This window comes from Nocardiopsis sp. MT53 (genome assembly GCF_019598965.1).
GTDB lineage: Bacteria > Actinomycetota > Actinomycetes > Streptosporangiales > Streptosporangiaceae > Nocardiopsis > Nocardiopsis changdeensis.
Genome location: NZ_CP080599.1, coordinates 2,342,445 through 2,368,843 on the forward strand (window position 1 = coordinate 2,342,445; position 26,399 = coordinate 2,368,843).

Below are 26,399 nucleotides of genomic sequence, written 5' to 3' on the forward strand. Positions count from 1 at the left end.
CATGAGAACGGGCCCCGCCCGGTCGCCGTCCCCCAACGGACGGCCGGGCGGTGGCCCGGGAGAGGGCGCGCGTGTGGCACCGGGATCTAGGGTTGCACCTCGAAGTGACAAAACGCCCAGGGGGTCACTTCTTGGGCTTGCGGGCGCGGATGCGGCGGCCGGTGTACAGCCGGTCCACCTGCGCGCGCGTCCACGTGGGGCGGCCGTCCGCGTCGTCCTGGGCGTGGCCCTTGAGCACCCCCCGGGATGCGTCGGTGCGGACGACCGAGTAGTCCAGGCCGGTGTACGCGGCCACCTGCTTCATCGTGAGCGGCCGGTCGGCCGGGATGTCGGTGGTCTCGGGCGGGAACCACATCCACGTGCGGACAAGGGCGTCGACGTCCTGGGCGTCGTAGCGGACCGGCTTGACGCCGGGCGGGGTCAGGCGGCGGACGCTGGCCTTCCACTCCTCGGACAGGACCCAGGTGTTGTTCACGACGCCGCGGGACCGGCCGTACTTGGCGGCGATTTCGGTGACGGTGAGCCCTTCGGGGGCCGGCGGCTGGGTTACCATGGCGGTGCCTCTCTGAGGTGTTTTCAAACGGACGGCGGCGGGTTTGCCACTTGGGCTCTGCGGGGCCTGGCCCGCCGCCGTTGTGCTGTGCGGGGTGGCGGAGAGAGAGGGGGCGCCCCGCCCGGGGGCGGGGCGCCGTGTGCGTCAGTCCTCGTAGTCCCACTCCTCGGTCGGGTCCCACCAGGCGGCCCCGCTGGGGTCCTGGTCGGTGTAGTCCCGGCCGCTGACCTGGCAGATGCTGCCGACCTGGCAGGCGGGGCACGGGGTGCCGCCGCACGGGCAGAGGTGGTCGGTGGGCACGTGCCGTTCGGTGTCGGCGTCCCACGTGGTGGACCGGATCATTCCTCGGTCGCAGCCCTGCAAGCAGGCGTTTACGCAGGTGAAGGTCATGACTGACTCTCTCTCTATGGTGTTTTCAAACGGCTCCGGTGGGGTGCCATCCCCTCCGGCATGTCTCTATTAAACCACAGTCACTCTCCATTGCGCAACACCGAACGTGGGGCGGAAACAGAGAAGCCGCCCCGGCTGGGTGCCGGGGCGGCGGGGGTGTGAGCTAGTCGTCCATGGCCTGTCCGCCCAGCTCCTCGCTGGCGACGTGGAGGCTGATGTCGGCGTCGCTGATCACCAGTTCAGCGGCCCGGAACATCCACTCCTCCAGCTTGTCGCCTTCGCCGTCGACCATGAACTCGGCCATGGTGGCGACGTGCTGGCTGCACATCAGGGCCTTGGCAAGTCCCTGCTGGAGGATCTCCCGTCCCTGATCGGGGATGATGCTGACCAGGGGTTCTTCGTCCATGAGGATCATGGTGCGGCTCATGGCGTCCCAGATCTCGGTAGCCGTGTCCGGGGTGAGGACCGGCGGGAGGGTCACGGGCGTGACGTCCGCGAGGATCTCCCGGGCCAGGGCCAGGACGTGAAGGAGTCGGAAGGACAGGTGTGCCAGGCGGGCCCGGCGCTCGTCGTGGTTCACGACGTTCTCACTCTCTGTTGTGTTTTCAAACTGCGTGTCGGGTTGGGGTGCCATCCCCTTGCCGACATCTCTATTAAACCACACCCTCTCTCTATTACGCAACACCACGGGTCACAGAAAACCCCGGGCGTCACAGCCCGGGGCTCCCGTCCCAGCTCACACCCGACGCCACCCCGACAACACCGGCTCCGCCGGGGTGCCCTCGAAGGTGACCTCGAAGTCCATCCCCGGCAAGTCCTTCGGGTCGGAGACGCCGACCTCGGAGGCCAGCTGAGCGGCGTCCACCCGCACGGGGTCCGTGTAGTCGCGCTCCGGGAGCGTCACCTCCGCCCAGGGGCCGATGAGCAGCAGGCAGCGGGCGCGGACGATGGTTCCGGTCATGGTCGTGGTCCTCTCGGTTCGGTAGTGCAGGGGGTCAGCGAAGGCGGTTGCCGCGCGCGTCGCGCGGGGCCCGGGTGGCGTCGCGGCTGATGCCGAACGCGCCGAACGCGGCGACCAGGGTGAGCGGGCCGGCGGCGGCGAGCCACCACCCGCCGGCCACCCAGGCCGCGGCGGCGGGGAGGCCGAACACGGCCAGGATAAGCGCCCCGAGGACGATCCCGGCGGGGTGCCGGGTGGGCTCGGGCGCGGCCGGGCGCGCGCCCGGGTGGCGGGTGGCGCGGTGCTGGGTGAGCGCGCCGACCGGGTCGAGGCGTTCGGACGTGGCCCAGGTGGTGCACAGGTCGCAGGTGATCCGGCCGTCGTCGGTGACGGTGCCGATGGGGTGGGCGGTCATGCTGTGTGGGTCTCCTCGGTCGTGGTGGGTGTGAGCAGGGCGAGGGCGTCCTCGACGAGGTAGAGCGGCCGCTGTCGGCCGTCGTCGGTGGCCCAGCAGGGCACGAGCCTGCCCCGGTGCGCCCAGCTCTTCAGGGTCCCGAGGGGCACGGGGTGCCCGAGGGTGGTGAGGGCCTGGCGGACCTCGGTGAGGGGGAGCACCTGGGCGGCGAGCTGGGCGCGGACGTCGGTGCGCCACTGGGCGGTGTCGACGAGCCCGAGGCAGTCGCGGTCGTGGCACTGGGCGGTGGCGGCGTCGGGGCGGGCGTAGACGGGGCGGCCGCAGTCGGGGCAGAGCCCGGCGAGGGTGTAGCCCGGGGTGTCGGCTCCGTAGAGGTGATACCGGGCCTGGTCGACGGCGGCCGTGATCTCGTCCACCAGGTGCCCGCCCTCGGGGTGGCGGCGGATGTCCGGGATCAGGGTGCGCAGGAGTGCGGCGACCGTGGCCCCGCGCGGAACCGGCTGTGCGGCGCGACGGCGGGCGCACGAGGGGTGGCCGCACCCGGCACGGCAGAACGGGCCTATGGGGCGTCCTGGGGCTTCCTGGGCGTCTCCGGCGAGGGTTCGGCGCCACATGCCCAGGGTGCGCACGAGGACGTCTCGGGCTTCGGAGGCGTGGAGGTCGAGCGGGAGCGGGGGCTCGGTCGGCCGGGTGTGGCCGGCGGGGCGGGGCCGGCGGGCCTGCCGGGTGATCTCGACGTCGAGTTCGGCCAGGAGGCCGGGGACGTCGGCCAGGGCGACGGCGAGCCGGTGTGTGCAGGCGTCGCACACGAGCGTGGCCGTGGTGGTGGTCCGCTCGCATTCGGGTGTGCGGCACAGGCCCGGGGTGGTCATGGGGTGGTGCTCCTCCTGTGGGTGGGGACGGGGACGGGGGACGGCTACGTGCGCGCGGGCCGGGGGCCGACCGAGCGCCTGGTGGTCGGTGGTGCCCATGGGGGTGGTGCCTAACGTCGTTGTGGTGGGTCGGCCGACCGAGCGGCGAGCTGGTCGATGAGGTCGAGGGTGGCGTCGCGGAGGTCGTCGGGGAGGTTGCTGGTGCGGAGCATGCGGCGGGCGCCGGTGATGCTGCGGGCGTCGGTGAGCACGACCGCAGCGCACCCGGCCGCCTTCCGCTCGAGGGAGCTGCGGGCGGAGGTGGCATGCAGCTGTTGGGCGCGGGCGGCGAGTTCGGCGGTGGTGGGAGAACACATTGGGGTTCTGGGCCTCTCTAATTAAAAAAAGATGATGTTATTGGTGATATTGGGTTTGACCTGGGGTTTTGTGTGACGGATATGGTGACGGGTTTGGTGTCATTGACGGGATTGGGGCTGACCTGCGGTTATGTGTTCCGCGGTCGGTGTTTGTGCAGGTCAGCCCCAATGTCGTCAATCCCGTCACATACTCGTCAGGTGTTTGTGCAGGTCAGGCCCAATGTCGTCATGTCCGTCTGTGTCTGTGTGTCATGAGCGTCATGCGGCGGCGTTTGTGTTCGGGACGGCATCGGGGAGGGTCCAGTAGGCGCGCTTCTCCTTCCCGAACCCGGTCATCTGGGAGACGATCTTCAGCTTGCGCTTGGCGCGGTCGATGGCGGAGTCGGAGAGCCCGGCGGCCTTCCCGGCCTTCTTGATGTCCGCGGCCAGCTCGGACCCGCCCATGTCCTCGAGGTAGGAGCGGAGCCACACGGCGGCGTCGGCGGTGGTGGAGGCGTCCATGTCGGGGTGCAGGCTGGCCTGCATCTGCTCCTTGACGCTGGTCGCGGTGGTCTCGGGCCCGAGCACGAACCGGCTGAGGTAGGCGGGTTCGGTTTCGTCGGGGATTTCCACGGTGACGGGCTGGATGGTGTACGTGTGCGAGGGGAGCCCGAGGCGGCCCAGGTTGTTCTTCTCCAGCGACATGACGAACTCGCCGGGGCCGTCGTCGTCGGCGTCCTCGACCCGTGAGAACACGATGGCGGCGCGGATGAGCTGCCCGAACGCCCCGGACCCGGCGATGCGCGCGAGCGGGTCGGCGGAGCCGCTCTTGGTGAAGTGGGCGAGTCCGAGGATGCTGAACTCGTAGCGGTCCGCGGCGGCGACGAGCGGCTCGAGGGCCTGGCGGACCTCGTTCGCCCGGTGGTCGTTGATCTTGCCGTCGATGAGGGACAGCAGCGGGTCGGCCACCAGGAGGGCGACGCTGTAGAGCTCCGCGGCCTGCCCGAGGCGGGTGATGTCCCTCGGGAGGGTGAGGCGGGCGTGGGCTTCCTGGTCGTCCTCGACGTCGATGCGGAACACGAGATCCAGGTCGGCGCCGGCGGCGATGAGCCGGGGGGCGATGGTGTACGCCCAGGAGTCTTCGGTGGCGGCGTAGATGACGGCGCGGGGCTTGCCCCATAGCTCCCCGGGGAGGGTGCCGGTGGTGATGCGGGCGGTCATCCACGCGGCGAACTGGGACTTGCCCAGGCCGGGGCCGCCTGCGGCGATGGCGAGGGAGTGCATGGGGATGCGGCCGTGGCTGGTGGGGGGCTGGCCTTCGGGGGTGGTGTCCCAGAGCCAGCGGACGCGGCGGATGCGGATCTTGGATGCGGGGGTGAGGAGGAGGCGCCGCTCCTCCCCCGGCGCGGTGTTCTCCTGGGGTTCGGGGTGGGTGGTGTCGGCCGGGGCCGGGGCGGTGTCGAGGTCGACCAGCTGGTCGAGGGTGCCTCCGGCGGCGAGGTGGTCGGAGAGGTCGGCGCCCTTGCGGTCGAGGGGGGAGCGGACGGTGCGCACGCTGGCGGCGGCGCCGGTGATGGCGGCGGCGATCTTGCGGGCGTGCTCGATGCCGGGTTCGTCGTTGTCCGCGATGATGATGACGTGGGCGCCGCGGAGGGCTTCGGTGTATCCGTCCTCCCATCGGGCCTTGGCGCCGTTGACGGCGGTGGTGCCGACGTGTCCGAGGCGGATGAGGGCTTCGGCGTCCTTCTCGCCTTCGACGACGTAGACGGTTCCGCCGGTGGTGGCGGCCTGGCGGACGGCGGCGAGGTTGTAGAGGACGCGCACGCCGCGGGGCAGGCCGGGGCGGGTGGTGGCGGGGTTGTGCGGCATGAACGACTTGGCGCCGCAGTTCGGGCACCGGAAGCGGCGTTGGACGTAGAGGATGTACCCGTTCTCGTCCTTGTAGTCGTATCCGGCGACCTGGTCGAACGTCTTCCACGGCTTGTCGTGGTGGCACTGGGGGCGGCGGGTGTCCTCGTCGAAGAGGTCGCCCATGGCCAGCCCGAGCTTGGCCACGACGTCTTCGGCGTGGCATCCGGCGTGGCAGGACACGCCCAGGGTTCCGGTCTTGTTCCCGTAGCCGACGGACAGGGACGCTTCCCGGTCTTCGTGGGCGGGGCAGCGGGCGGACAGCTGGGAGCTTCCCCGGGGGTTGCATCCGGCGGCCTCGAGCGCTTGGCGGACGCGGTCGAGAGCGGTGGTCAACGGGTTCCTTCCAGGGCTCGGGCGATGGCGGCGCGGATGCCCTTGATGGTGGGGGCGTGGGTGCCGATCACGTCGATGTGGTGGGCGGCTCGGAGGGCTCCGGCGAGGGTGCGGGCGGTGCGCTGGGTGATGCGGTGGGCGTCACCGACGTCGAGGAGCACGCAGCACCCGGCGGGCACGGGGGAGAGGCCTCCGTGTTCCTGGGTGGGGTGGGGTGTCTCGGCGTGTCCGTCGCGCACGGTGAGGCGGATGCGCACGGTCACGGTGACGGTGGTGTCGGTCATGGGGTCCCCCCGGGGTGTGGGGCCCGCCCCCGGTGGGGTGGGGGCGGGCCGGTGCGGTCGGCGGTCTACTCGTCCAGGGCCAGCTGTTCGCCGTCCTCGTCGGCGTCGGGGCGCTGCCCCAGGAGGACCAGGAGGCCCGTCGAGATGCGCTCCATCTCGTGCCACATCTCGCTCGCGGAGAGGTGGGCGACGGTGGCCTTGTGGGCTTCGTGCTGCCACTGCTCGACCCCGGCGCGCAGGCGGGCGGCGGCCAGGCTGGCGACGTCCCGCCCGGCGTGCCGGAGGGTGTGCTTGGCGATGCGGATCTCGCCTTCCTCGTCGAGGGTGCCGGTGGCGGTGCGGGTCACCCACAGGGCGCGCTGCACTTCGCGGACGGCCTCGGCCTGGTCGACGTCGGGGATCTCCACCGAGGACAGGCGGAGCTTGAGGGAGGCCTCCTTGTCCTCTCCGGCCATGGGCTCGATGCGCTCGACGGGGCGGAGGGTGCCGACGATGAGGAGTTCGTCGGCCTGGCCGGCGCGGGCCTTGGCCATGAGGGTGTCCATGTGGGGGTCGAGGACGTCCCCGACCTGCGCAGTGATCTTGGCGTCGATCTTCGGGGTGGTCATGCTGCGCGGCTCTCTTCCTGGGCGCGGAGGTGGGAGTTGTAGCGGGTGATGGTGCGTTCGCTGACGCCGAGACGGCGGGCGGCCTCGGGGACGGGCACCCCCCACGACCGGAGTTCGAGGTAGTCCTCGAGGCGGCCGCGGACGGATTCGGAGATGAGCCGCATGGGCCGGTTCACCGGGGCCTGGGTGAGGGGCCAGTCGTTCAGGCGGCCGTGGTACTTCTCGCGGTGCCAGCAGGCGGTGATGAGGCCGCGGCCGTGGTGGGGTCCGGTGCGGCCGCATCCGCAGATGCATGTGACGGTGCGGGATCGCTCGGAACTCACTGCTTGGGGTCTCCCTTCGGGGTGAGGGTGATGTCGTAGCCCAGGGCGGCCGCGTAGTCGGTGAGGCCGTCGAGGTCGGGCACGTTGAGGCCCTTCTCCCACCGGTAGATCGTGTTCAGGGCGTAGCCAGCGTGAGCGGCGGTGTCCTTGAGGGTGATCTGATGGGCGCGGCGGTGGGCGGCCAGCTGGGCGATGATCGGGTGTGGGGCGCTCACTGGGTGATCACCTCCGGCCAGGTGGCGCCCTGCACCGCTCGGCCCTGGGCGGGGGTGAGGGGGGCGGCGGTGGCCCAGGCGTTGCCCATGTCGGCCAGGGCCAGGGCGTCGGCCTCGTCGCTGCTGGTGATCTCCACGTCGGGGAATCGGGCCGACATGGCCTTGGTCATGGACACCTTGTCGGCGTTGCCGCGCCCGGTGGCCCAGAGCTTGAGCGTGGACGGGGGGATGATGGCGACGGGCACGCCCAGGCGGTCGAGGTCGTCCCTCACCATCCAGCGGAGCGCGGCCATCTCGTCGTGCCCGGCCTGGGTGGCGCGCCCGTAGGCGGGGCCTTCGAGGACGGCCAGCGAGTAGGGGCGGGCGTATCCGGTGATGCGCTCGCGGATGTAGCGGAGCCGCTCGAGGCCGCGGAGCTGGCGGGGCCGGATGCGTTCGGCCCACCCCAGGGAGGAGGCGACACCGGTGGAGGTGAGGGACAGGTCCAGGCCCAGCACGAACATGGTGCCGGCCGGGACCAGTTCGTCGGCGTCGTAGTGCGCGGGGAGCTGGTGGGGGTCGTTGTCGAGGAGGACGCCGTAGCCGCCGTAGGCGCCGATGTTGGCGATGGTGCCGGGGGTGCCGACCGGGACGGCGTAGTCGGCGGGGAACCCGGGGGTGGAGGGTGCGGGGGCGGTGGTGCGGACGCGGTCGCCCACCTTGTAGGGGGCGGTGCCCATTGCGGGGTCGGCGGTCGGGGTGGTCATCGGGTCTGCTCCTCGGTGTCGTCGGCGGGCTCGGTCCAGGTGGTGACGGGTCCGGTCTCGCCGTCGACGTCGGACACCTCGACCTCGACCACGGCCGGGGCGTCGTCCTCCTCCGGCGCGGCGGGCACGAGCGCCCACGCGGTTTCCGGGGCCTCGATCTCGCCGGCCAGCTTGCGGAGCGCCTGGGCGACCTCCGCGTGGGCGGTGGCCGGGTCGTCGAGGTAGGCGGCGGTGACGGTGCGGGCCTTGTGGGTGCCGACCTGGAGCCGGACCCGCACGGGCACGGTCTGGGTGGCCCCGATGCGGGCGGCGGCCAGGTCGTCGACGAGCCGGGCCTGCTCGAGGGGGTGGAGGAAGAGGCGTTCGCCCATGGCGGCGAAGTGGGACATGAGGCGGGAGAGGGTGGTCATGAGGTCGCTCCGAGTCGGCTGAGGGCCGCGTTGACGTTGTGCAGGTGGAGGCGGAGGTTGGCGCGGCGGTGCGGGTCGCTGGTGCCAGCGAGACGGCGGAGGGTTTCCTCCCGGGCGACGCGGAGCCGCTGGGCGCGGTCGTAGCGGGTCTCCAGCCAGGCGGCCGCGGGCGGCAGGACGGCGCTCATCGGATCTGCTCCTGCACCACAGCCGGGGCGGGGATGAACGGCCAGTCGCGGGCGACCGTGGCGGCCGGGTCGTTCTTGCGGAGCCACCGCTCCAGCCCCGCCGCCTGGTCCCGCTTCCACTCGACCTGCATGCCGTGCAGGTCAGCGACCGGCATCCGGCCGATGTGGTCGTACCGGGAGGCGATCACGTAGGCCACCCGGGCGGCGGCCAAGCTGTCGGCGGCGGACCCGTGGGCGTCCTCCTCCGCCAGGTCGATGCCGTAGTGGCGGGCGGCGTCGACCAGCTTCCTCGAGCCCTTCCGGTACTTGTCGACGGCCTTGTCCAGGACCAGCGGGTCGACCACGGGCCGGATGGCGGCGATCCCGGCGGCCTCCCGGTGGTGCCCGTACCGCAAGCATTCCCGGTGCAGGAGGGACAGGTCGAACGGGGCGTTGTACGCCACCGTGACGGCGCCCTGCTCCGCCCAGTGCAGGAGGTCCCCGGCGATCTCCCGCACGGCGGACGCGGGGTGCTGGCCTCGGGCCTGGGCGTGCTCGGTGGTGATGCCGTGGATGGCGGCGGCCTCGTCGGGGATGTCGATGCCGGGGTTGATCAGCCACCCGGAGTGGACCTTCTTCCCCTGGGCGGGGTCGATGGTCCACCGCGACCAGGTGACGATGCGGTCGGATTCGATGTCGACGCCGGTGGTCTCGGCGTCGATGGCGCACAGGGCGCCGGTGTGCCAGGTCATGCGTGCCTCTCGGTGGTGTGCGGGGCCGGGGGAGGGTGCGCCTCCCCCGGCCCGGGGGGGTCAGAACGGGGGGCGGTCGCCAGCGGGGGCGGGGGTGTGGTCCTCGACGACCTGGGCGACGGACTCGCCGGGGACGCCGGGGCGCGGCACCCGACCGGCTCGGAGGGCGTCGGCGAACGCGGCCAGCTGGGCGCCGGTGGCGTCGTCGACGAGGGCGCCCTCGTGCTGGGCGGAGTAGGCCTCCATCAGCTCCGTGGTCGACCAGTCGTCCGGGGCGGCGGCGACGCACGCCATCCACATGGCGTCGGCGTCCGGCTCCGGCGCGGCCGGGGGAGCAACCGGCGCCGGGGCCGGGGCGGCGGGTTCGGGCTCGGCGCGCTGCCGGAGTTCCGCGGCGCGCGCCTTCATCGCGGCCGCCACCGAGTCGGGCGCGCCGGCGGCCTGGGCCTGGGCCCACAGCGCGCGGAGGGCGTCGAAGTCGGGGGCCTCCGAGGCCTCCGCGATCCAGTCCCGCTGGGGCGGCGCCTCGATCTCCGCCGGGCCCTTCCCGGCCGACACCGCCGGGGCGATGCCGCCCTCACCGGCCATCAGGGCCGTGGGGGTGGCGTCCACTTCGAGCGTGGGCACCATCCACGTGCGGGTCTGCCCGTCGCGCTTGGCGGTGCGCTCCTCCAGCGCCAGCCACGCGCTCACGTAGCCGCCGGTCTGGGCCAGCATGTTTGCCACCCCGGGCAGCTCCACCGCGGCGTAGTAGCCGTGGCTCTCGAGGCGCCACACCCCGACGCCGGGCACGTCGCGCAGGACGACGTTCAGGCGCGTGGTCGGCTTGCACTCGCGGGCCTCCGGGTCGGGGCCGCACGGGCACATGATGTCGCGGAGGACCTCGGTGCGGCCGTCGCAACGGCGCTGGCACCCGCCCCCGGACCACAGCTCGTACCACTGGGTGACCGGCTGGGGCGGGATGTACACGGGGAGCCGGTCGGCGGTGGTGAACACCTCCCACTGGGAGGGGCCGCCGTTGGCCGGGGTCCACGGCTGGACCTGGCCGCCGTACAGCTCCGCGACCTTCTCCAGCAGCGGGCGGCTGGCGGAGGTGAGGCGGAACCGATCGAGCTTGGCCGGACGCGTCCGGCCGTTCTTGGTGGGGAGGACCTGGCCGATGCGGATGCGGCCCAGCTCCCGGATGCGCTGCTGAATGTCGAGGATCGGCACGTCAGGCCGCCTTCCTGGTGGTGGTGTGGGTGGGCACGGGGAGGGCGTCGCCCACCAGGTGCGGGGACAGGTCCGCGTTGAAGTCGGCCACGTGCCGGATGTGGCGGAACGCCTCGAACACCTCGGGGCCGCACTTCACGGGGATGAGCCGGTACCCCTCCGGACGCAGGTGCAGGACGACCCCGACGTCGTGGACCTCGTCGGCCGGGAACGGCACCCGCGTGCCGTCGCGGAGCCACCCGTATTCGGCGTGCGCGTAGGCGGACATCTGCACTCCGGCCTCGGGGTAGACGCCCTTGACGTCCAACTCCCCGCCGGTCTTCGTGTCGCCCATGAGGAGGGCGCCACCGGCGATGTGGGGGGAGCGCAACAGGTAGTCGAGGGTGCCCGCGTAGCTCTCCGTGTAGCTGGCCACGACCATCTCCGACGCCTCGAAGGTCACCTCGAAGTCGTCGACGAACCGGCGGAAGTGCTCGAGGTAGGGCGCGGTCTCCGGGTCGGTGAGCAGCTGCTCGGGCACCGGCTCACCGAGGACGTGAGCCTCGATCAGCGCGTGCACCGCGGAGCCGACTTCGGCGCGCTCGTCCTTCTTGCGGGTGTGGGCGCGGCGGAGCCAGTCGTAGGCCTCGACCCGGGTCTCCTCCCGGCGGGACGCCTTCACCAGCCGCGGCAGGCTCTCCATGGCGGTCTCCGCGACCAGGTTCCCGGCCCAGTGCACCAGGGCGGGCTTGGGAGAGCCCTGTCCGAGGATGGTGGTGACGGAGCGGAGCATGGCGCCGGTGGTGTGGCACTTGTAGAACCCCGCGGTGGACCGGCGCGGGATGCGGGCCGGGCCGACCGGGCGGCCGCCGCCGGGGCACGGCATCTTGATCCCGTCGCCACCGTCGCACTTGTGCTTGCGCAGGGTGCCCGTCTTGGTGACGGGGTACTCGCCGCTGCACACGTCGCAGACGGCGCGGTCGGGGAGGTCGAGGTCAGGCACTGAGGGCCTCCTCCTGGTCGTGAACGGTCGGGGTGGGGGTGGGGCGGGGGGCGTGCCACCAGCAGCGGCGGCCCTGGATGTAGAGGCGGGTCGGGCGGCGGCCGCACCGGCGCCCCTGGGAGCCCAGGTACAGGCGGCAGGGCTCGGCGGTCGCGGCCGCCAGCCAGGCAGCGGGGATGCGGGACAGGGCCGCGCGGGCGCGCAGGCGCCGGCGGGCGCGGGGGGCCTCGGTGCGGGCGGCCTTGCGCTCCGCCCAGGTGGCGGACATGGCCGCGACGTCGGCCGGGTCGGTCCAGTCGGAGGCGCTCACCGGGCACCCCCCACGTGGTGGCGTCCGGCCGGGGGCTCGAGGTCCGGGACCTGCCCGGCGCGCTGCACGGCGTGGGTGGTCTCGGAGATCACGGCCTCAGCGGCGGCCAGCTGGCGGAGCGCGTCGTCGCGCTGGGACTGCGCTTGGGCGGCGGCGGCGCGCTCCTGGCGGGCGACCCGGCGCGCCCGGTTGGCGCGCTTGATGGCGGCGGCCGCCATCCGCTGGGACAGGAGGGTGCCCTCGCACCCGAGCAGGTAGCCCAGGACGATGCCGAGCAGGACAGCGCCGATCGCGAACATCGGGAGCAGGGCCATGGCGGTGTCGTGGCTCACCGGGCACCCCCGGCGATGGCGCGCGAGGAGATGTGCCCGGACAGCTGCACCGGCACCCCATCGACCTGGCCCCAGGCGATCAGCTCGACACCGCCCGAGGCGGTGCGGTGCTCCTCCACCGGCGCGGCGATCACCTCAGCCCACGCGGCGACGGTCTCCCGGACGGTGCCGTTGGGGACGGTGATCCCGTCGTGCAGGGTCCCCCACACCTCGACGTGCATCTCGTCGCCCGCGGGGACCTGGATGGACCAGGCGACCGGCGTCCGGTCGGCCAGGGTGCGGAGGTGGGTCACGACGTGCGCGGCGTGGGTGATCTGGTCGGCTACGGGCATCTCGTCGTGGGGGGTGCCCGGGACGGGGGTGTCCTGGAGGGCGTCCTCCAGGGCCGCGCCCGCCTGCACGATGAGGTCCCACGCGCGGCGGGTGGCCGCGGAGGCGGGGTTGGTAGGCTGATTCACAGAGAACTCGCTTTCTCGACTTGGCCCTCGCCCCGGATGCAGCCGGGAGGGGGCCGTTTTCATGGGTGGGGTCAGGCGGCGGCCTGGGCGGAGCGGGCGGCCAGGGCCTCCGCGCGCCAGCGCTCGTTCATCTCCGTCAGCTCGTCCACGGACGGCCCGCCGGGCCGGTAGGCCAGGAGGGCGGCCTCCCGCGGGGAGAGGGAATCCCGGACCCGGCGGGCGTCCGCGAGGATGCGACCGGCGGCCCGGATACGGCGAGCAAGTTCGGGCGGGTGCGCGCTCATGCGGCCTCACTCCCCATGGGGTGTTCGTGGTGAGGAGCCTGTGGGGTGTCGAGCCACAGATCCCCGAAGGAGAGCCCGAGACGGCCGATGATCCGGAGGTAGGTGTCCGGGTGGGGGCGCGTCCGGTGACCGGACTGGAGCTTCTTGAGCCCGGACTCGGATCGTCCGATTTCCCTGGCCAGGCGGGCGAGGGAGAGTCCGGCGCGGGTGCGTGCCTTCCGGAACGCCACCCGATCGAAGACCAGGTTCTCCGCGCCCTCGTCGTGGTGAGTTCGTGGTGAGGTCATGGGTAGGACGGTACCCCATGGGTTCACCATAGGGATACACCTTTATGTCGGTGGGGATAGGCCGGAACCCGAACGCTCGTGCGCTACAACCCCTGTGGCTAAGGGGTTTTCGTCATCCGGGGAAAGTCAAGACCGGCCCAAAAATTGGCAGAATCCGGCCTCGATTGGGTACCTAATGGGTACCGTCTGTACCCTCGACCCCATGGCTTCCCCATACGCACCCTCACCCGAGCGACTCCGCCTCGGACGTCTCATCGACCAGCGCAAACGCCGCAAGAGCTGGACTTGGACCGAGATCGCCGCCCGCGGCATCCCCCTCGAGACCCTCCGCCGCGCCCGACTCGGCACCGCCCCCCTCACCAAGGAGACCTTGGAGCGCCTGGACCACACCCTCCAGTGGGAACCCGGTTCGGCTCAGACCGTCCTCAACGGCGGCAACCCGGTCCCCCTCGAAGGGCCCACGGTCGAGCAGGAGCAGCGCGTCCTCTCCACCCCGCTCGGGGAGGCGGCCTACACGGTCATTCGGGAGATCGAGGAGGACAGCGAGGACCTGGACCCCGAGGAGCGCGAGGAACTCGAGGCCGCCCTAGCGGAGCGCTTGAGAACCGAGATGACCCTTTTCGCGAACATGAAGCGCGCCGAACTCGAACGCCGCCGGGGCCGGCGCGCCCGGTCCGGAGACGAGGGTTGACACGAAAACTGTCCGCTTTTGGCCTAGATGGAGGTAAACCTCACTCCCCGTAGTAACACCAGGTAGTAGCGTGTCCAGTTTTTCGGCGGTATGCCTCGAAACCCTGGCCTCGAACATGGGTTCGCCCTACGATTGGGTCCCCACGCACCCACCAGGAGGCATAGTGGACCCTTGTCGTATCCCCCGCCCCGCACGCTCCGGCCGACCGGCCAACACCCTGCACTACCCCCGGCCCCGCGTTCACCCCGCGCCGATCAGCATCACCCTCGGAGACCTCCCCCGCGGGGAGACCATGCACATCTACGAAGTGGGGGATGGGCACTGCCTGGTGGTGATCAACCTCCGCTACGTCGACGACCCGGAACGCATCGAACGGGCCTACCTGAACCTCCCGGCCGACCACCCCGCGCGCCCGGCCGTCTGGCAGATGCTGTGCGTCCCGGACCCGCTCATCGACCCGGTCGGGTACGCAGAGGCGCACTGGTGGCGAGACCTGACCATCGTCGACATGGGCCTGATCCTCCGCATGGAGGCCCTGGGCCTCATGCGCCCGTGGCCGCACAGCCACACCGCCGGACCAATCCTCACCCCCTCCCGGTAACCCCCGGGGCGGCATCGTGGGGTGGAGCTCCGGCGGGGGCCTCGAGCTCCACCCCCAACCCGAGGAGAGAGCAGCACGTGAACCACACACCCCCGACCCTGACCCTCCCGCGGCCGCCCGGCGCCGCCGGAGTCCCCCTGGACCTCATCCCCGCCATCGGCTACATCCGCGTGTCGAAGAGCCGCGAGGAGATGATCAGCCCGGAGATCCAGCGGCAGGCCATCAAGGACTGGGCCCGCCGGAACGGCCGCTGGATCGTCGACTGGGTCGAGGACCTCGACGAGTCCGGCCGGTACTGGCAACGGCGGATCATGAGCGTCATCGAGCGCGTCGAGGCCGGCGAAGCCCGCGACGTGATCGTCTGGAAGTACAGCCGGTTCGGCCGGGACCGGTCCGGTAACGTCGTCAACCTGGGCCGGTTGAACAGGGCGGGCGGCGAGCTGGAGTCCGCCACCGAGGACATCGACGCCTCCACGTCCGTGGGCAAGCTCAGCCGCGGCCTGCTGATGGAGATCGCGGCGTTCGAGTCCGACCGCATGGCGGAGTCCTGGGCGGAGACGTGGACATGGCGGCTCGACCAGGGCCTCCCCGCGCGCGGCGGCCCCCGCTGGGGATACGAGCACGTGGGCCGCATCCCGAACCCGGTCGGCCCCGGGTCGTTCCGAGACCCGAACACCCAGGAGGCATACCTCCCCATCGAGGAGATGGTCCCGCACGCGGTGTGGGCGTTCGAGGCGTACAACAACGGGTCCGGGTACAAGCCCATCGCCCGGGAGTGGAACCGGCGCGGCCTGGTCACCATCGCCGGTGGCCCCTGGGCCGAAACCACCGTCCGCGGCGTCATGCTGGCCGGGTTCATGGCCGGACAGCTCCAGATGCACGACCCCGCATGCACCCGCGACCACCCCCGCCGGCACCGCGGCGGCTGCACCCAGCGCATCCGTGTCCCCGGCGCCCATGAGCCGATGATCACCGTCGACGCGTGGGAGACCTACCTCGAGCGGTCGGCGCGCCGGGCCGCGGCTCCGGTCGCGGACCGCACGGCGAAGCACCTCCTGTCGGGCGGGATCTTCCAGTGCGGGCACTCCGGCGACCGCATGAAGGGCGCCCCGAATCAGGGGAAGATCCAGTACAAGTGCGTGGGCTGGGCCAGCTTCGGCCGGTGTGCTGCCCGGACCGTCCGTGAGGAGGTGGTCGTCCCTCACCTCCTGGCCGACATTGCGGCGTGGGCCGACGACCTCGAGGCCGCGGCCGCGGAGCGCGCCCGGGAGCAGGAGGAGGCCCCGGCCGCTCCCGTCGTGGACGAGACCGACCAGGCCCGGAAGGAGGTCGAGCGGCTCGACCGGAAAATCGGGCGCCTGGTCGACCTCTACATGGACGGCGACATGGAGAAGAGCGAGTACGCGGACCGGCGCGGCAAGCTCGACGCCGAGCGGGCCGCCGCGGCCGCGCGGCTGGAGGAGCTGGAGGGCGCCCAGCAGGCGGACCCGGCGGAGTACATCCCCGTGGCGCGCGGCCTGGTGGAGGAATGGGCGTCGCTGCCGCTGGCGCACCAGCGCGAGCTACTGCATCAGCTGGTGGAGAGGATCGAGATGTTCCGGGAGTCGGCCACGAAGGCGTGGATCGTCGTGCGGCTGGCGGATGGCACCGAGCACCGGCACGACGTCAGCCACGACTACACGGGGAACACGAAGGCGGCGATCGAAGCGCGCCGTCGTGCCCTGAAAAAGGTCCTGTAGATGCGACCTAGTTGATGGTCAGCAGCTGGTGCTCGTCGATCCCGGGCCGGTCGAACGCCGGGTCCGACCCCGCGACCAGCGCCTCGTAGTCCTCCCACCCCTCCCGGGCGCCCTCCAGCGCGACGAACCGCTCCACCCCCGGCATCCGGTCGCGCACGCCGTCGACCGCGTCCAGCTGGTCGGCGTGCGCGCACAGCACCTTCGCGCCGGAGTGGTTCACGATGTAGACGAAGTCCTCGGCGGTCAGCCGGAAGTTCACCGGCACCAGCACCGCCCCCAGCTGCGGCACCGCGTAGAACGACTCCAGCTGGGCGTGCGTGTTGGGTGCGATGTAGGCGACCCGGTCGCCCGGGGACACCCCCATCCCCTGGAGGGCCGACGACCACCGGTCGCAGCGGTCGAAGAACTCCTCGTAGGTCAGCCGCAGGCCGCGGTCGACCACCGCGAGCCGGTCGGGGTGCAGCCTGCGGGTCCGGCGGGCGAACTCCAAAGGCGTGAGCGCGAGTTCCATGGCGGCCTTTCTCTGCGTCGTGCGGGCTCCGCGCGGTGCGGGCGCGTCAGAGGTCGAACAGTCGGGTGGCGTTGTCGTGCAGGACGCCGCGCATCCAGTCGTCGCCCAGGCCGAGGCCGGCCAGGGCGTCGAGCTGCTCCACGTAGGGGTAGGGGATGTTCGGGTAGTCCGTGCCGAGCAGGACGCGGTCGGCCAGGTCCTTGAGCCGGGGGTACCCGTCCGCGGGGAAGGGGGCCTTCCGCTCGGTGAAGCGGGTGAACACCATGGTGGTGTCCAGGTGCACGCCGGGGTACCGCTCGGCCAGGTCGAGGAAGGCCGTGTACTCGGGGGTCCCGGCGTGGGCGATGATCGCGGTCAGTCCGGGGTGGCGGCGCAGCACCTCCCCGAACGGGCCCGGCCCGGTGTGCTCGCCGGGCTGCGGTCCGGACCCGCAGTGCACCACGACGGGGATCCCGGCGTCGGCGAGCGCGCCCCAGGCGGCGTCGAGCAGGGGGTCGCGCGGGTCGTAGCCGCCGACCTGCACGTGGGCCTTGAACACGCGGGCGCCCGCGGCGATGGCGGCGGGGACGTAGTCGCGCGCTTCGGGCTCGGGGTAGAAGGTGGCGCTGTGCAGGCAGTCGGGGTGGCCGGCGGCGAACCCGGTGGCCCAGTCGTTGAGCCAGGCGGCCATGCCGGGGCGGTGGGCGTAGAACAGCGAGGTGTACCGCCGCACGCCGAACCCCCGCAGCCGGGCGACCCGGGCCTCCTCGTCGTCCCGGTAGGTGATGGGCCAGTAGCCGCCCAGGGCGTCGAAGTAGGCCCACACCTTGCGCAGGACGTTGTCGGGCATGAAATGGGTGTGCACGTCCACGAGCCCGGGCAGGCCCAGGCCCTGCCAGTGGCGGCGGACGGCGTCTGACTCCGTTGAGACGTCGGTCACACGGACACGATACGAGGGCGACCGGCCGCGGACCAGCCCGGGGAGGCGGATGGCCGAATCCCGTTCAGGAGGCCAGGAGTAGGACCCCGCAGACGACGATCGCGGAGGCGGCGACGCGCACCGCCCCGAAGCGCTCCTTGAACAGCAGGCTGCCCAGCAGCGCCGCGAACACGATGCTGGTCTCGCGCAGCGCGGCGATCCCCGCGAGGGCGCCGCTCAGTTGGGCCCACAGCACGATCCCGTAGGCGGCCGCGCTGATGGCGCCGCCCGCCAGCCCGACCTTCCACACCGGCCGGAGCTGCCGGAGCAGCCTCCCCCGCCGGGTGGCCACCGCCACCAGGAAGAACACCGGTCCCTGGAGGACCATGATCCACGTGATGTAGCCCAGCGGGTCCTGGGTGAAGCGCACCCCGTAGGCGTCCACCACGGTGTACGCGGCGATGGCCAGGCCGGTGGCGAACGCGGCGGGCAGGGCCGTCAGCTGCGCCCGGGAGGGGCGCCCGCCGGCGAACACGAGGGTCATCAGCCCTGCGGAGACGGCCAGCACCCCCAGCAGGTGGGGCACGGACACGGTCTCGCCCAGCAGGGTCACCCCGACCAGCGCCACCACCCACGGGGCGGTGCCGCGGGCCAGCGGGTACACCTGCCCGAACTCGCCGCTCCGGTAGGAGACCATCAGCAGGCCGAAGTAGACCAGGTGGGTGAGCACGGAGGCGGTCAGGAACGGCCAGGCCTCCCGGGGCGGCGGGCCGACCACGAACAGCAGCGGCAGGGTGGGGACCATGCCGCCCAGGCCGATGAGCGCGAAGCCCAGGAGCCGGTCGGTGATGCCGTGGGCGATGGCGTTCCAGGCGGCGTGCAGCAGCGCGGCGAGGAGCACCGCGGCCACGATCACAGGAGTCATGGAGGTTTCGTCTCGGTGGCGGACAAGGCCGCCCACCCTACTCCCGGCCCCTCCCGGGTGCGCGGCCGCCCGCCGGCCCCTGTCGCCCGCCGCCCGCCGCCCGCCGGCGGTGCGGCCGCGCGGGGCCGGGCTCAGGCCCGGCGGCGGGCGCGGGCGTTGGTGGGGGCGATGCGGTCGTTGCGCAGGTGCTCGAACACGATCGACGCGCGCACGTCGGCCACCTCGGGGCGTTCGGTGAGCTTGTCGATGACGAACGCGTAGAGGCTGTTGTTGTCCGGCAGCGCCACGTGGATGAGGAAGTCCTCGCTGCCGGAGGTCACGAACACCGACAGCGTGTCCGGCAGCGAGCGCACCCAGTCGCGGAACGCCTCGATGTTGTGCCGCGAGGGCTTGTCCACGCTCACGGTGATGAGCGCCTGCACCGGGCGGCCGATGAGCTCCAGGTCCACGTCCAGCAGTGAGCCGCGGATCACACCCCTTTCCCGCAGTGCGCGGGTGCGGTCCAGGGTCGTCGTGGGCGAGGCGCCCACCGCGGCGGCCACATCGCGGTTGGTCTTCCGTGCGTCCGCCTGGAGTTCGGCCAGGATCGCCGTATCAAGTTCGTCGAGATCAGCCATATGTGCATCTTAGCCGTATTAAGTACGGAAAGTTGTGTATACAGCCGAGCTATGCCTAACATTTAGGCGACAAGGTCGTATTTGGCTCGCCCGAGAAGAGACCCTTCGGAGGCAGGCGATGACGCTCGCCGGTCGGCCTGGCTCTGGTGCAACGCCGCACCACCGCTGAACAAAGGGACGTCCGTCGCCGTTATGTCACCCTCGTCGATGACGGCCGTCGCCGACCGACCGTCGGTACGGCCCGCCCCGGCGCCCACCACAGCCCGCCGGGGCCGCATCCTCGCCCTCGTGGCCATCGCCTGCGCGGCGCTCAACCTGCGCCTGGTGGTCACCTCTCTGTCACCCCTGTTGACCACGATCTCCGCGGAGTTCGGGTTCACCGCCACGGTCATCGGTGTCTTCGGAACACTGCCGCTGATCGCCTTCGCCGTGTTCGGTCTGGTCACGCCGCTGATCATGCGGCGGATCGGCTCCGAGGCCACGGTCGTGCTCAGCATGCTCCTCACCGCCGCCGGGCAGGCGCTGCGCGCCTTCGCCCCCGGCACCGGCACCCTGCTGCTGCTCACCGCAGTGGCGCTCACCGGGGCCGCCCTGGGCAACGTCGTGCTGCCCCCGCTGATCAAGCAGTACTTCCCCGACCGGCTGGCCGCGCTGAGCACGGTCCAGATGGTCGCCATCCACCTCGGCGCCCTGTTCCCGCCGCTGGTGGCGGTGCCCCTGGCCGAGGCCTTCGGCTGGCGGGTCGCGCTGGGCTCCTGGGCGGTCGTCGCCCTGGTCGCGGGCCTGCTCTGGATCGCCCGGTGGGCCTTCCCGGACGGGCGCGGCACCGGCCGTACCGCCCGCGCCGACCAGGGACCCGAACTGGCCCGCCCGCTGTACCGGGTGGGCATGGCATGGCGGATGGCACTGCTGTTCGGCCTGGTCACCTGGAACGTCTTCACCCTGTTCACCTGGCTGCCGACGCTGCTCACCGACGCCGGGCACACCTCCGCCTACGCGGGGACGATGGTGTCCCTCATGGTCGGGGTGAGCCTGCTGTTCGGGCTGGTCGCGCCGACGGCCACCGCCCGGGCCGCCGACACGTTCCCGATCGTCGCGCTGGGCGTGGCCGGGTACGCCGTCGGATATCTGGGCCTGGCCGCGGGCCCGGCCTGGCTGGCCCCGCTGTGGACGTGCTTCCTGGGCCTGGGCACGAGCCTGTTCGTGGTCGTCATGACCATGGTCAACACCCGCGCCACCACGGCCCGGGGCTCGGCCTCGCTGTCGGGGTTCGTCCAGGGCGTGGGCAGCGGCGTCGCCCTGGGCGGCCCGCTGCTGTTCGGCCTGCTCTCGGAGCTGACCGGCGGGTGGACCCTGTCGTACCTGCTCGTCGCGGGCGGATCGCTGGCCGGGGCGGCCGTGGTGGCCTACCTCGAACGCACCCCGTGGACGGTCGAGGCGGCCGCGGCCGGGCAGCGGCCCGCGCGCCGTGGGCGGCGCTCCGCCGGCGGACACCGCTCCGGGGAGCGGCGGGACTGACCGCACCCGGGGCGACCGCCCCGGCACGGCCACCGCGTGGGGTTCTCACCCAGGAGCCCCACGCGGTTCTCTTTTCTCTTTTTCCCCATGTAGAGCACGTATTTCACGTGCACCTGCATTCTCGCGGGTTTCTTCGCGGCACACATGAACGGAGTTCCCACTCTCCGGTCAAGAGGATTCCGGGCCGATTTCCCGGAGGTTCGTGGCCGGACGTGGCCACGTCGGGAAGCCCTGTGTTATGGGGACTCCGGGAGGCACGTCCGCCGCCGGGGAGACCTTTTCCGACCTGCGGAGAGAAGGTTTCCGACGGGAAACGCCGATGTGCGCGAACCGACACCGGAAAGACGTTTAATGTTGGGAACGCAAGCATAATGGCGGTATGACGACCTCACCCCCCGGACAGCCCCCGGGGAGGCTTCCCTGACCCCGGAGACGGTGTGCGCCGGCCGGCCCGTAGACGGCCCCGCACGCGCCCATCGAGCAGAACAGGCCGGCATCGCGTCATCCCCGGTACCGGAGGGACCCTCAGGGGAGTCGATCACCATGGCGGCGGACCAACTCCGTTTTCACCCCGCTCTCACCGTCCGGCGTTCCCCCGTGCCCGGCACGGCCGACCGCCCTCCGCTCCCCGGCGCGGACGCGCCGCCGCCCGCCGGGCCGGCCCCCGCGCCCCCGGCCCCGCGGTGCGCGGGCCCCGCCCGCCCGCCGCCGCGGAGGCCCCGCCCCCGATCGCGGCCGACCCGCCCCCGCTCATCCGCAACCGGGACTTCCAGGCCCTGTGGACCAGCCGGTTCTTCGCCGGACTGGGCAAGGAGAGCGGAGAGGTCGCCTACCCGCTGCTGTGCCTCATGCTCGCCGGGTCCGCGTCCCAGGCCGGGATCATCGGCGCCGCCCAGGTGGTCACGACCATGGTCACCGCCGTCGTCGGAGGCTCGCTCGCCGACCGCTCCAACCGGCGCGCCGTCCTGCTCTGCTGCGACCTGGGGCGGCTCGTCCTGCTCGGGGTGTTCGGGATCGTGCTGCTCGGCGGGAACACCTCCTTCCCGGTCATCATCGCCGTCGCCGTGTGCTCCTCCGCGCTCATGGGCGTCTCCAACCCGGTGGCCATGGCCGCCATCAAGCAGTTGGTGCCTCCGCCGCAGGTGGCGGACGCCTCCGCCCAGAACCAGATCCGCTTCTTCAGCACCAGCGCGCTGGGCGCGCCCGTCGCCGGGTTCCTGTTCAACCTGGGCCGGGCCTTCCCGTTCCTGGTCGAGGCGCTGGCCTACCTGGTGTCGGCGGCGCTGGTGCTGTTCATCCGGCGCCCCATGCAGGCGTCCGGGTACCGCGCCCGCGAACCGTGGACGCTGCGCGGGATGGTGGGCGGTTTCGTGTTCCTGGCCCGGCACCCCATCCTGCGGCCGATGCTGATGTGGATCGTCGGCTTCAACGTCGCCTTCACCCAGACCGGCGCCTTCCTGGCGCTCATCGCCACCGCCGAGAGCCAGGGGGCGGGCCACTTCCAGATCGGCCTCACCGTGTCCCTGGCCGGCGCCGGCGGCCTGGTCGGGGCGCTGGCGGCCGGGCCGGTCATCAAACTGGTGCGGCCCTCGGCGACGTTCCTGGCCGCCGCCTGGTCGGCCCCGGTGTGCGCGCTCGCGCTGGTGGTCGCGCCCAACGTGCTGTCCCTGGGCCTGCTGGTCGGCTGCGTGTTCGCGATCGTCCCGTGCGTGAACGCCGTGTTCTACGGCTACATCGCGGCGTCGGTCACCGACGAGTACCAGGGCCGGGTGCTGGGCGCGGTCACGTTCATGTGCCTGGTGTCCCAGCCGGTGGGGATCCTCGGCGTGGGCCTGGTGTTCGACGCCGCGGGGCCGAACTGGGTGTTCCTGTCCATGGCCGTGGTGTCGGGGCTGGCCGCGCTGTTCAGCCTCTCCCCGGTCATGCGGGACCTGCCCCGGCCCGAGGACGTCACCGTCGCGTGAACCGTCCCCGGGCCGCCGGGCCCCTCAGCCCCGGATGGGCATCGCCATGATGGGCTCGGAGGTGGGCTGCTCGGAACCGCCGAGCGGTTCGACGGTCACCGCGACCCCCTCGGTGCCGGCGCCCCGGGGGGCGGCCGGGACCGGGGCGACCACGCCCTGCTCGTCCACCGGCAGCACCCCGGCCGAGTACACGGAGCCGTCGGCCCGCGTGAACCACAGCTGGTAGTCCTCGTCCTCCAGCGGCTCCAGGCCGTGGCCGCTGAACACCAGGCTGCCGTGCGCCTCGGAGTACACCGCCGCGACGAAGACGCCCTCCATGGGCTCGGCGGTGGTGTACTCCGCGCCCGGGTCCGACAGCACCGCGGCCACCAGCCGCTCGTTCTCCTGGAGGTCCCGGATGCGCTGCGCCTGCTCCCAGGCCACCGCGCCCAGCGCGACCGCCACGGCCAGGCAGGCGGCCACCACCCATGTCGACCCGCGTGTCCACCACCGGCGGACGGGCTCGGCCAGCCGGTCGGGCGGCGGGGCCAGCTGGCGGGTGCGGGCCACTTCCGCCATCACCCGGGCGCGCAGCCCCTCCGGGGGCCGGGTCCGCGCCGCCTCGCCCAGCAGTGCGGCCGTCTCGGTGAACCCGCGCACCTCCTGCACACACGAGTCGCACCGGGCCAGGTGGTCCTCGAACCGGACCGTTTCCTCCGGGGGCAGGGCGTTCAGGGCGTAGGCCCCCGACAGGGTGTGCGGGTCCTGCCGCAGTCTCCGGTTCACCACTCCACCCCCAGGCAGTCGCGCAACCGGATCAGGCCGTCGCGCATCCGCGTCTTGATCGTGCCCAGCGGAGTGGACAGGAGCCTCGCCACTTCACGGTAGGTGTAGCCGCCGTAGTAGGCCAGCCGTACCGACTGCCTCTGGAGTTCGGTGAGCGTGTCCAGGCAGCGCCGCACGCGTTCGCGCTCCAGGCGGTCGGTGACCTCCTCGGCGACCTCGTCGTAGGGGCGGTCCGCCTCGGCGGCGGCCGCCCGCGCCTCCCGGGCCGCGCCGACCTGCTCCGAGCGCACCCGGTCCACCGCGCGCCGGTGGGCGAGGGTCATCAGCCACGCCCGCGGGGTCCCGCGCCGGGGGTCGTAGCGGCAGGCGGTGCGCCACACCTCCACCATGACCTCCTGGGCCACCTCCTCGGACTGGGCCGGGTCGCGCAGCACCCGCCGCACCAGTCCGTACACCGACGGGGCGACCCGGTCGTACACCTCCCCGAACGCGGCCTCGTCGCCGCGCGCCACCCGCCCCAGGAGGTCGGCGAGGGTGTGTTCGGGCCCGGGCACCGCTTCCGGTTCCACGGCCCGGGGGCCCTGCGGGTGCGCCGCGTCGTGATCCATCCGGTCCTCCCTGCCGCGATGGCGGGCCGCGCCGTCCGGCGCGGCCCTGAAGCGCCCGGACGACCCGGCCTACGCTCGCGGGCCGTCCGGGAGTCGTGCCGACTACTCCGGCATCAGCACGGTGTCGACGATGTACACGGTGGCGTTGGCGGTCTGGACGTTGCCGCAGACCACCTTGGAGTCCCCGTTGACGGTGAAGTCCTCGCCGGCGCCCTCCGTGGTGACGTCCCCGCCCTGGAGCGAGGTGAACGTCCCGTCCTCCAGGTCGGCGGGCGCGTGGCGGCCCTCGACCACGTGGTAGGTGAGCACCTCGGTGAGCTGCTCCTGGTCGGCGAGCAGCGCGTCCAGGTCCTCCTGCGGGATCTTCTCGAAGGCGTCGTTGGTGGGCGCGAACACGGTGATGTCCTCCGCCGAGTTCAGCGTGTCCACCAGGTCGGCCTCGGTGACCGCCGTGACCAGCGTGGACAGCACCGGGTTGTTGGAGGCCGCGGTGGCCACCGGGTCCTGGGCCATGCCCTCGAAGCTGCCCGCGCCGTCGGCCGGGACGGCCTCGCAGCCGGGTCCGAAGTTCTCGCCCGCGGTCTCGGTCATCTCCCCGCCGCCGTTGTCCGTGCCCTGTTCGGTGCTCTCCTCGGTGGCGGCGCCCTCGGCGGGGGCCTCCTCGCCCATACCGCTGCACGCGGTCAGACCCAGGGCCAGAACGGCGGCGGCACCGGCGAGCATGCTCTTGCGGATCATCTCTATCTCCTTTGACTCTTCTTTTCTCGAGAACCGTGGGATCGGTGGGAAATCGTGCGGTGCGCCGGGCCTCAGGTCGCGGTGAACGCGATCCGGTGCCATCCGGTGGCCCCGCTCGGTATGGGTTCGGCGCGTTCGGAGGTCTGCACGGTGCCGGTGGCGTCGGTGGCGCGGACCTCCACGTCGTGGCGGCCGGGTCCGACGGAGACCTCGGCGACCCACTGGACCCAGGTGTCGATGCCGGGGACCCCGGCGAGTTCGGCGTCGGCCCAGGGCCCGCCGTCGATGCGCACCTCGACGGCGTCCACGCCCCGGTGCTGGGCCCAGGCCACCCCGGCCAGGACGACCTCCCCGGACGGGACCCGGGCCAGCGGCGCGGGCACGTCGATCCGCGACATGGTGCGGATCGGGGCCCTGACGGCCCAGCCGCGCTGCGCCCAGTAGGCCCGTTCGTCGGAGAAACGGGTGAGCTTCAGGTCGGTGACCCACTTGGTGGCGCTCACGAACCCGTACAGGCCCGGGACGACCGTGCGGACGGGGAAGCCGTGTTCGTGGGGGAGCGGGGTGCCGTTCATGCCCACCGCGAGCAGCGCGTCGCGGCCGTCCATGACGACCTCGGTGGGGGTTCCGCAGGTCCAGCCGTCGTGGGAGGTGGCCAGGATCTGGTCGGCACCGGCGTGCACCCCCGCGCGGCGCAGCAGGTCGGCCAGGGGGTACCCCAGCCAGCGGGCGTTGCCGGCCAGGTCGCCGCCCACCTGGTTGGAGACGCAGGTCAAGGTGATGTCCGCCTCGACCAGGGGCAGGTCCAGGAGCTCGTCCATGGTGATCTCGAAGGGACGGTCGACCATCCCGTGCACCCGCAGCCGCCACCGGGAGGCGTCCGGCCGGGGAACGGTCAGCGCCGTGTCGATCCGGTAGAAGTCGCGGTCGGGGGTGACGAACGGGGTCAGCCCCGGAACGCCCAGCTCGGTCGCCGCGGGCAGGGGCGGGAGCGGTCGCGCCGCGGCGGGCAGGACCACGGACTCCGGCCCTCCGGCGCCGCCGAGCCATCCCGGCACCAGGCGGGACAGGGCTCCGGCGGCCCCCGCCCCGGCGGCGATCCCCAGGGAGGTCAGCACGAACGCGCGGCGTCCCGGCCGGTGCTCGACCGGGCCCGCGGGCGCGCCCCCGTCACCGGGGTCCCGTCCGGCCGGTCGCGTGCGCCGGGCAGCGCGCAGCAGTACCGCCAGGCACAGGGCGCCGACGGCCACGGCGGCGAGGACGGGGATCACGGTCCTCACATCGCCGCCGCGGCCGACGAACACCGCCGTGACGCCCGCAGCGCCGAACACCGCCAGGCCCGCGTAACCCAGGGACGGCCGCCGCAGCGCGACCACCCCGAGCACGACTCCCGCTCCCAGGAGGGTGACGACGATGCCCGAGAGCAGCACGACCTTGTCGGCGGTCCCGAACAGCGCGATCGCCCACTCGGTCAGGGCCCGGGGGGTGTTGTCGACGACGGCGTCACCGACGGCGACCACGGGAGAAGGGGTTCCCAGGAGCGCGGCGGCCAGTTCTCCGGCGGCCGCGCAGGCCGCCACGGTCACCGCGCCCACGCACGCGCCGGGGAGGAGCCGCCCTCTCCTGCGAATCCTGTCCCCGGTGTCCTGCGTTCTCGTGGTCACATGGGGTATTCGGAGCCGGACGGGGGGCGGATGGGTCCCGG

Annotated in this window: 35 protein-coding genes and 1 pseudogene; 5 read left to right on the plus strand and 31 right to left on the minus strand. The window is 72.5% G+C overall.

Annotated features, from left to right (window positions below; genetic code table 11):
* Window positions 1–124: 124 nt before the first annotated feature.
* The 23 genes from K1J57_RS10300 to K1J57_RS10410 all read right to left on the minus strand — a co-directional run bounded on the left by K1J57_RS10300 (window position 125) and on the right by K1J57_RS10410 (window position 13,119).
* The gene (locus K1J57_RS10300) at window positions 125–553 is read right to left on the minus strand and encodes a hypothetical protein (protein WP_220564204.1); all 429 of its coding nucleotides are present in this window, start codon (window positions 551–553) and stop codon (window positions 125–127) included.
* Window positions 554–697: 144 nt separating this feature from the next.
* Window positions 698–895 (minus strand): hypothetical protein, encoded by a 198-nt coding sequence (locus tag K1J57_RS10305; RefSeq protein WP_220564205.1) that lies wholly within the window; start codon window positions 893–895, stop codon window positions 698–700.
* 211 nt (window positions 896–1,106) lie between these two features.
* The gene (locus K1J57_RS10310) at window positions 1,107–1,523 is read right to left on the minus strand and encodes a hypothetical protein (RefSeq protein ID WP_220564206.1); all 417 of its coding nucleotides are present in this window, start codon (window positions 1,521–1,523) and stop codon (window positions 1,107–1,109) included.
* Window positions 1,524–1,679: 156 nt separating this feature from the next.
* Window positions 1,680–1,904 carry a hypothetical protein gene (locus K1J57_RS10315; RefSeq protein ID WP_220564207.1) on the minus strand — a complete coding sequence of 75 codons (225 nt, stop codon included), beginning with the start codon at window positions 1,902–1,904 and terminating at the stop codon, window positions 1,680–1,682.
* A gap of 34 nt (window positions 1,905–1,938) precedes the next feature.
* The gene (locus tag K1J57_RS10320) at window positions 1,939–2,298 is read right to left on the minus strand and encodes a hypothetical protein (RefSeq protein WP_220564208.1); all 360 of its coding nucleotides are present in this window, start codon (window positions 2,296–2,298) and stop codon (window positions 1,939–1,941) included.
* Window positions 2,295–3,170, minus strand: a complete 876-nt coding sequence (locus tag K1J57_RS10325; RefSeq protein ID WP_220564209.1) for a hypothetical protein — start codon at window positions 3,168–3,170, stop codon at window positions 2,295–2,297. Before K1J57_RS10325 ends, K1J57_RS10320 begins: the two co-directional genes overlap by 4 nt.
* A gap of 110 nt (window positions 3,171–3,280) precedes the next feature.
* Window positions 3,281–3,526 carry a hypothetical protein gene (locus K1J57_RS10330; protein ID WP_220564210.1) on the minus strand — a complete coding sequence of 82 codons (246 nt, stop codon included), beginning with the start codon at window positions 3,524–3,526 and terminating at the stop codon, window positions 3,281–3,283.
* Window positions 3,527–3,784: 258 nt separating this feature from the next.
* Window positions 3,785–5,749, minus strand: coding sequence for an AAA family ATPase (locus K1J57_RS10335; RefSeq protein ID WP_220564211.1), 1,965 nt, complete (start codon window positions 5,747–5,749; stop codon window positions 3,785–3,787).
* Window positions 5,746–6,033 (minus strand): hypothetical protein, encoded by a 288-nt coding sequence (locus K1J57_RS10340; RefSeq protein ID WP_220564212.1) that lies wholly within the window; start codon window positions 6,031–6,033, stop codon window positions 5,746–5,748. The genes K1J57_RS10335 and K1J57_RS10340 overlap by 4 nt, the downstream gene beginning before the upstream one ends.
* Before the next feature lie 65 nt (window positions 6,034–6,098).
* Complete coding sequence (locus tag K1J57_RS10345) at window positions 6,099–6,641, minus strand: hypothetical protein (RefSeq protein ID WP_220564213.1); 543 nt, start codon at window positions 6,639–6,641, stop codon at window positions 6,099–6,101.
* Window positions 6,638–6,964, minus strand: a complete 327-nt coding sequence (locus tag K1J57_RS10350; protein ID WP_220564214.1) for a hypothetical protein — start codon at window positions 6,962–6,964, stop codon at window positions 6,638–6,640. Before K1J57_RS10350 ends, K1J57_RS10345 begins: the two co-directional genes overlap by 4 nt.
* The gene (locus tag K1J57_RS10355; RefSeq protein ID WP_220564215.1) at window positions 6,961–7,179 is read right to left on the minus strand and encodes a helix-turn-helix domain-containing protein; all 219 of its coding nucleotides are present in this window, start codon (window positions 7,177–7,179) and stop codon (window positions 6,961–6,963) included. The genes K1J57_RS10350 and K1J57_RS10355 overlap by 4 nt, the downstream gene beginning before the upstream one ends.
* Entirely contained in the window at window positions 7,176–7,925 is a 750-nt protein-coding gene (locus tag K1J57_RS33975) for a hypothetical protein (protein WP_277615498.1), read from the minus strand. The genes K1J57_RS10355 and K1J57_RS33975 overlap by 4 nt, the downstream gene beginning before the upstream one ends.
* Window positions 7,922–8,335 carry a hypothetical protein gene (locus K1J57_RS10365; protein ID WP_220564216.1) on the minus strand — a complete coding sequence of 138 codons (414 nt, stop codon included), beginning with the start codon at window positions 8,333–8,335 and terminating at the stop codon, window positions 7,922–7,924. Before K1J57_RS10365 ends, K1J57_RS33975 begins: the two co-directional genes overlap by 4 nt.
* Window positions 8,332–8,523 carry a hypothetical protein gene (locus tag K1J57_RS10370; RefSeq protein WP_220564217.1) on the minus strand — a complete coding sequence of 64 codons (192 nt, stop codon included), beginning with the start codon at window positions 8,521–8,523 and terminating at the stop codon, window positions 8,332–8,334. Before K1J57_RS10370 ends, K1J57_RS10365 begins: the two co-directional genes overlap by 4 nt.
* Window positions 8,520–9,254 (minus strand): exonuclease domain-containing protein, encoded by a 735-nt coding sequence (locus K1J57_RS10375; protein WP_220564218.1) that lies wholly within the window; start codon window positions 9,252–9,254, stop codon window positions 8,520–8,522. Before K1J57_RS10375 ends, K1J57_RS10370 begins: the two co-directional genes overlap by 4 nt.
* Window positions 9,255–9,314: 60 nt before the next feature.
* Complete coding sequence (locus K1J57_RS10380; RefSeq protein ID WP_220564219.1) at window positions 9,315–10,466, minus strand: hypothetical protein; 1,152 nt, start codon at window positions 10,464–10,466, stop codon at window positions 9,315–9,317.
* Window position 10,467: 1 nt separating this feature from the next.
* Window positions 10,468–11,448: a hypothetical protein gene (locus K1J57_RS10385; RefSeq protein ID WP_220564220.1), complete on the minus strand. Its 981-nt coding sequence runs from the start codon at window positions 11,446–11,448 to the stop codon at window positions 10,468–10,470.
* Window positions 11,441–11,758: a hypothetical protein gene (locus tag K1J57_RS10390; RefSeq protein ID WP_220564221.1), complete on the minus strand. Its 318-nt coding sequence runs from the start codon at window positions 11,756–11,758 to the stop codon at window positions 11,441–11,443. Before K1J57_RS10390 ends, K1J57_RS10385 begins: the two co-directional genes overlap by 8 nt.
* Window positions 11,755–12,090 carry a hypothetical protein gene (locus K1J57_RS10395; RefSeq protein WP_220564222.1) on the minus strand — a complete coding sequence of 112 codons (336 nt, stop codon included), beginning with the start codon at window positions 12,088–12,090 and terminating at the stop codon, window positions 11,755–11,757. The genes K1J57_RS10390 and K1J57_RS10395 overlap by 4 nt, the downstream gene beginning before the upstream one ends.
* Window positions 12,087–12,548 carry a hypothetical protein gene (locus K1J57_RS10400; protein WP_220564223.1) on the minus strand — a complete coding sequence of 154 codons (462 nt, stop codon included), beginning with the start codon at window positions 12,546–12,548 and terminating at the stop codon, window positions 12,087–12,089. Before K1J57_RS10400 ends, K1J57_RS10395 begins: the two co-directional genes overlap by 4 nt.
* 71 nt (window positions 12,549–12,619) lie before the next feature.
* A complete protein-coding gene (locus tag K1J57_RS10405; protein WP_220564224.1) occupies window positions 12,620–12,832 on the minus strand; it encodes a hypothetical protein in 213 nt (70 codons plus the stop codon).
* Window positions 12,829–13,119: a helix-turn-helix transcriptional regulator gene (locus tag K1J57_RS10410; RefSeq protein ID WP_220564225.1), complete on the minus strand. Its 291-nt coding sequence runs from the start codon at window positions 13,117–13,119 to the stop codon at window positions 12,829–12,831. Before K1J57_RS10410 ends, K1J57_RS10405 begins: the two co-directional genes overlap by 4 nt.
* Before the next feature lie 202 nt (window positions 13,120–13,321).
* Here K1J57_RS10410 and K1J57_RS10415 point away from each other — a divergent pair, with 202 nt between their 5' ends.
* From K1J57_RS10415 to K1J57_RS10425, 3 genes are all read left to right on the plus strand, one after another.
* Window positions 13,322–13,810 (plus strand): hypothetical protein, encoded by a 489-nt coding sequence (locus tag K1J57_RS10415; RefSeq protein WP_220564226.1) that lies wholly within the window; start codon window positions 13,322–13,324, stop codon window positions 13,808–13,810.
* Between the two features lie 292 nt (window positions 13,811–14,102).
* Window positions 14,103–14,411, plus strand: coding sequence for a hypothetical protein (locus K1J57_RS10420; RefSeq protein ID WP_220564227.1), 309 nt, complete (start codon window positions 14,103–14,105; stop codon window positions 14,409–14,411).
* Window positions 14,412–14,488: 77 nt separating this feature from the next.
* Window positions 14,489–16,150 (plus strand): recombinase family protein, encoded by a 1,662-nt coding sequence (locus K1J57_RS10425; protein ID WP_220564228.1) that lies wholly within the window; start codon window positions 14,489–14,491, stop codon window positions 16,148–16,150.
* 10 nt (window positions 16,151–16,160) lie between these two features.
* On the opposite strand, the pseudogene K1J57_RS10430 reads toward K1J57_RS10425, so the two are convergent.
* The 4 genes and pseudogenes from K1J57_RS10430 to K1J57_RS10445 form a co-directional block, all read right to left on the minus strand.
* Window positions 16,161–16,661: pseudogene (locus K1J57_RS10430) on the minus strand (AMP-binding protein); the annotation flags it as partial.
* A gap of 46 nt (window positions 16,662–16,707) precedes the next feature.
* On the minus strand, window positions 16,708–17,490 hold the full coding sequence (locus K1J57_RS10435) for an amidohydrolase family protein (RefSeq protein ID WP_220565447.1): 783 nt from the start codon (window positions 17,488–17,490) through the stop codon (window positions 16,708–16,710).
* A gap of 154 nt (window positions 17,491–17,644) precedes the next feature.
* Window positions 17,645–18,484, minus strand: a complete 840-nt coding sequence (locus K1J57_RS10440; protein ID WP_220564229.1) for an EamA family transporter — start codon at window positions 18,482–18,484, stop codon at window positions 17,645–17,647.
* Between the two features lie 131 nt (window positions 18,485–18,615).
* Window positions 18,616–19,101, minus strand: coding sequence for an Lrp/AsnC family transcriptional regulator (locus K1J57_RS10445; protein WP_220564230.1), 486 nt, complete (start codon window positions 19,099–19,101; stop codon window positions 18,616–18,618).
* A 192-nt stretch (window positions 19,102–19,293) separates the two neighbouring features.
* Between K1J57_RS10445 and K1J57_RS10450 the strand changes: the two genes are divergently transcribed.
* Entirely contained in the window at window positions 19,294–20,619 is a 1,326-nt protein-coding gene (locus K1J57_RS10450) for a CynX/NimT family MFS transporter (RefSeq protein ID WP_220564231.1), read from the plus strand.
* A 728-nt stretch (window positions 20,620–21,347) separates the two neighbouring features.
* Window positions 21,348–22,583 (plus strand): MFS transporter, encoded by a 1,236-nt coding sequence (locus K1J57_RS10455; RefSeq protein WP_255647152.1) that lies wholly within the window; start codon window positions 21,348–21,350, stop codon window positions 22,581–22,583.
* Window positions 22,584–22,607: 24 nt separating this feature from the next.
* Here the strand turns inward: K1J57_RS10455 and K1J57_RS10460 are convergent, their stop codons facing one another.
* From K1J57_RS10460 to K1J57_RS10475, 4 genes are all read right to left on the minus strand, one after another.
* A complete protein-coding gene (locus K1J57_RS10460) occupies window positions 22,608–23,348 on the minus strand; it encodes an anti-sigma factor domain-containing protein (RefSeq protein ID WP_220564233.1) in 741 nt (246 codons plus the stop codon).
* Window positions 23,345–23,956 (minus strand): sigma-70 family RNA polymerase sigma factor, encoded by a 612-nt coding sequence (locus K1J57_RS10465; protein ID WP_220564234.1) that lies wholly within the window; start codon window positions 23,954–23,956, stop codon window positions 23,345–23,347. Before K1J57_RS10465 ends, K1J57_RS10460 begins: the two co-directional genes overlap by 4 nt.
* A 102-nt stretch (window positions 23,957–24,058) precedes the next feature.
* On the minus strand, window positions 24,059–24,694 hold the full coding sequence (locus K1J57_RS10470; protein ID WP_220564235.1) for a fasciclin domain-containing protein: 636 nt from the start codon (window positions 24,692–24,694) through the stop codon (window positions 24,059–24,061).
* Between the two features lie 71 nt (window positions 24,695–24,765).
* Entirely contained in the window at window positions 24,766–26,367 is a 1,602-nt protein-coding gene (locus K1J57_RS10475; protein ID WP_220565448.1) for a molybdopterin-dependent oxidoreductase, read from the minus strand.
* Window positions 26,368–26,399: the final 32 nt, after the last annotated feature.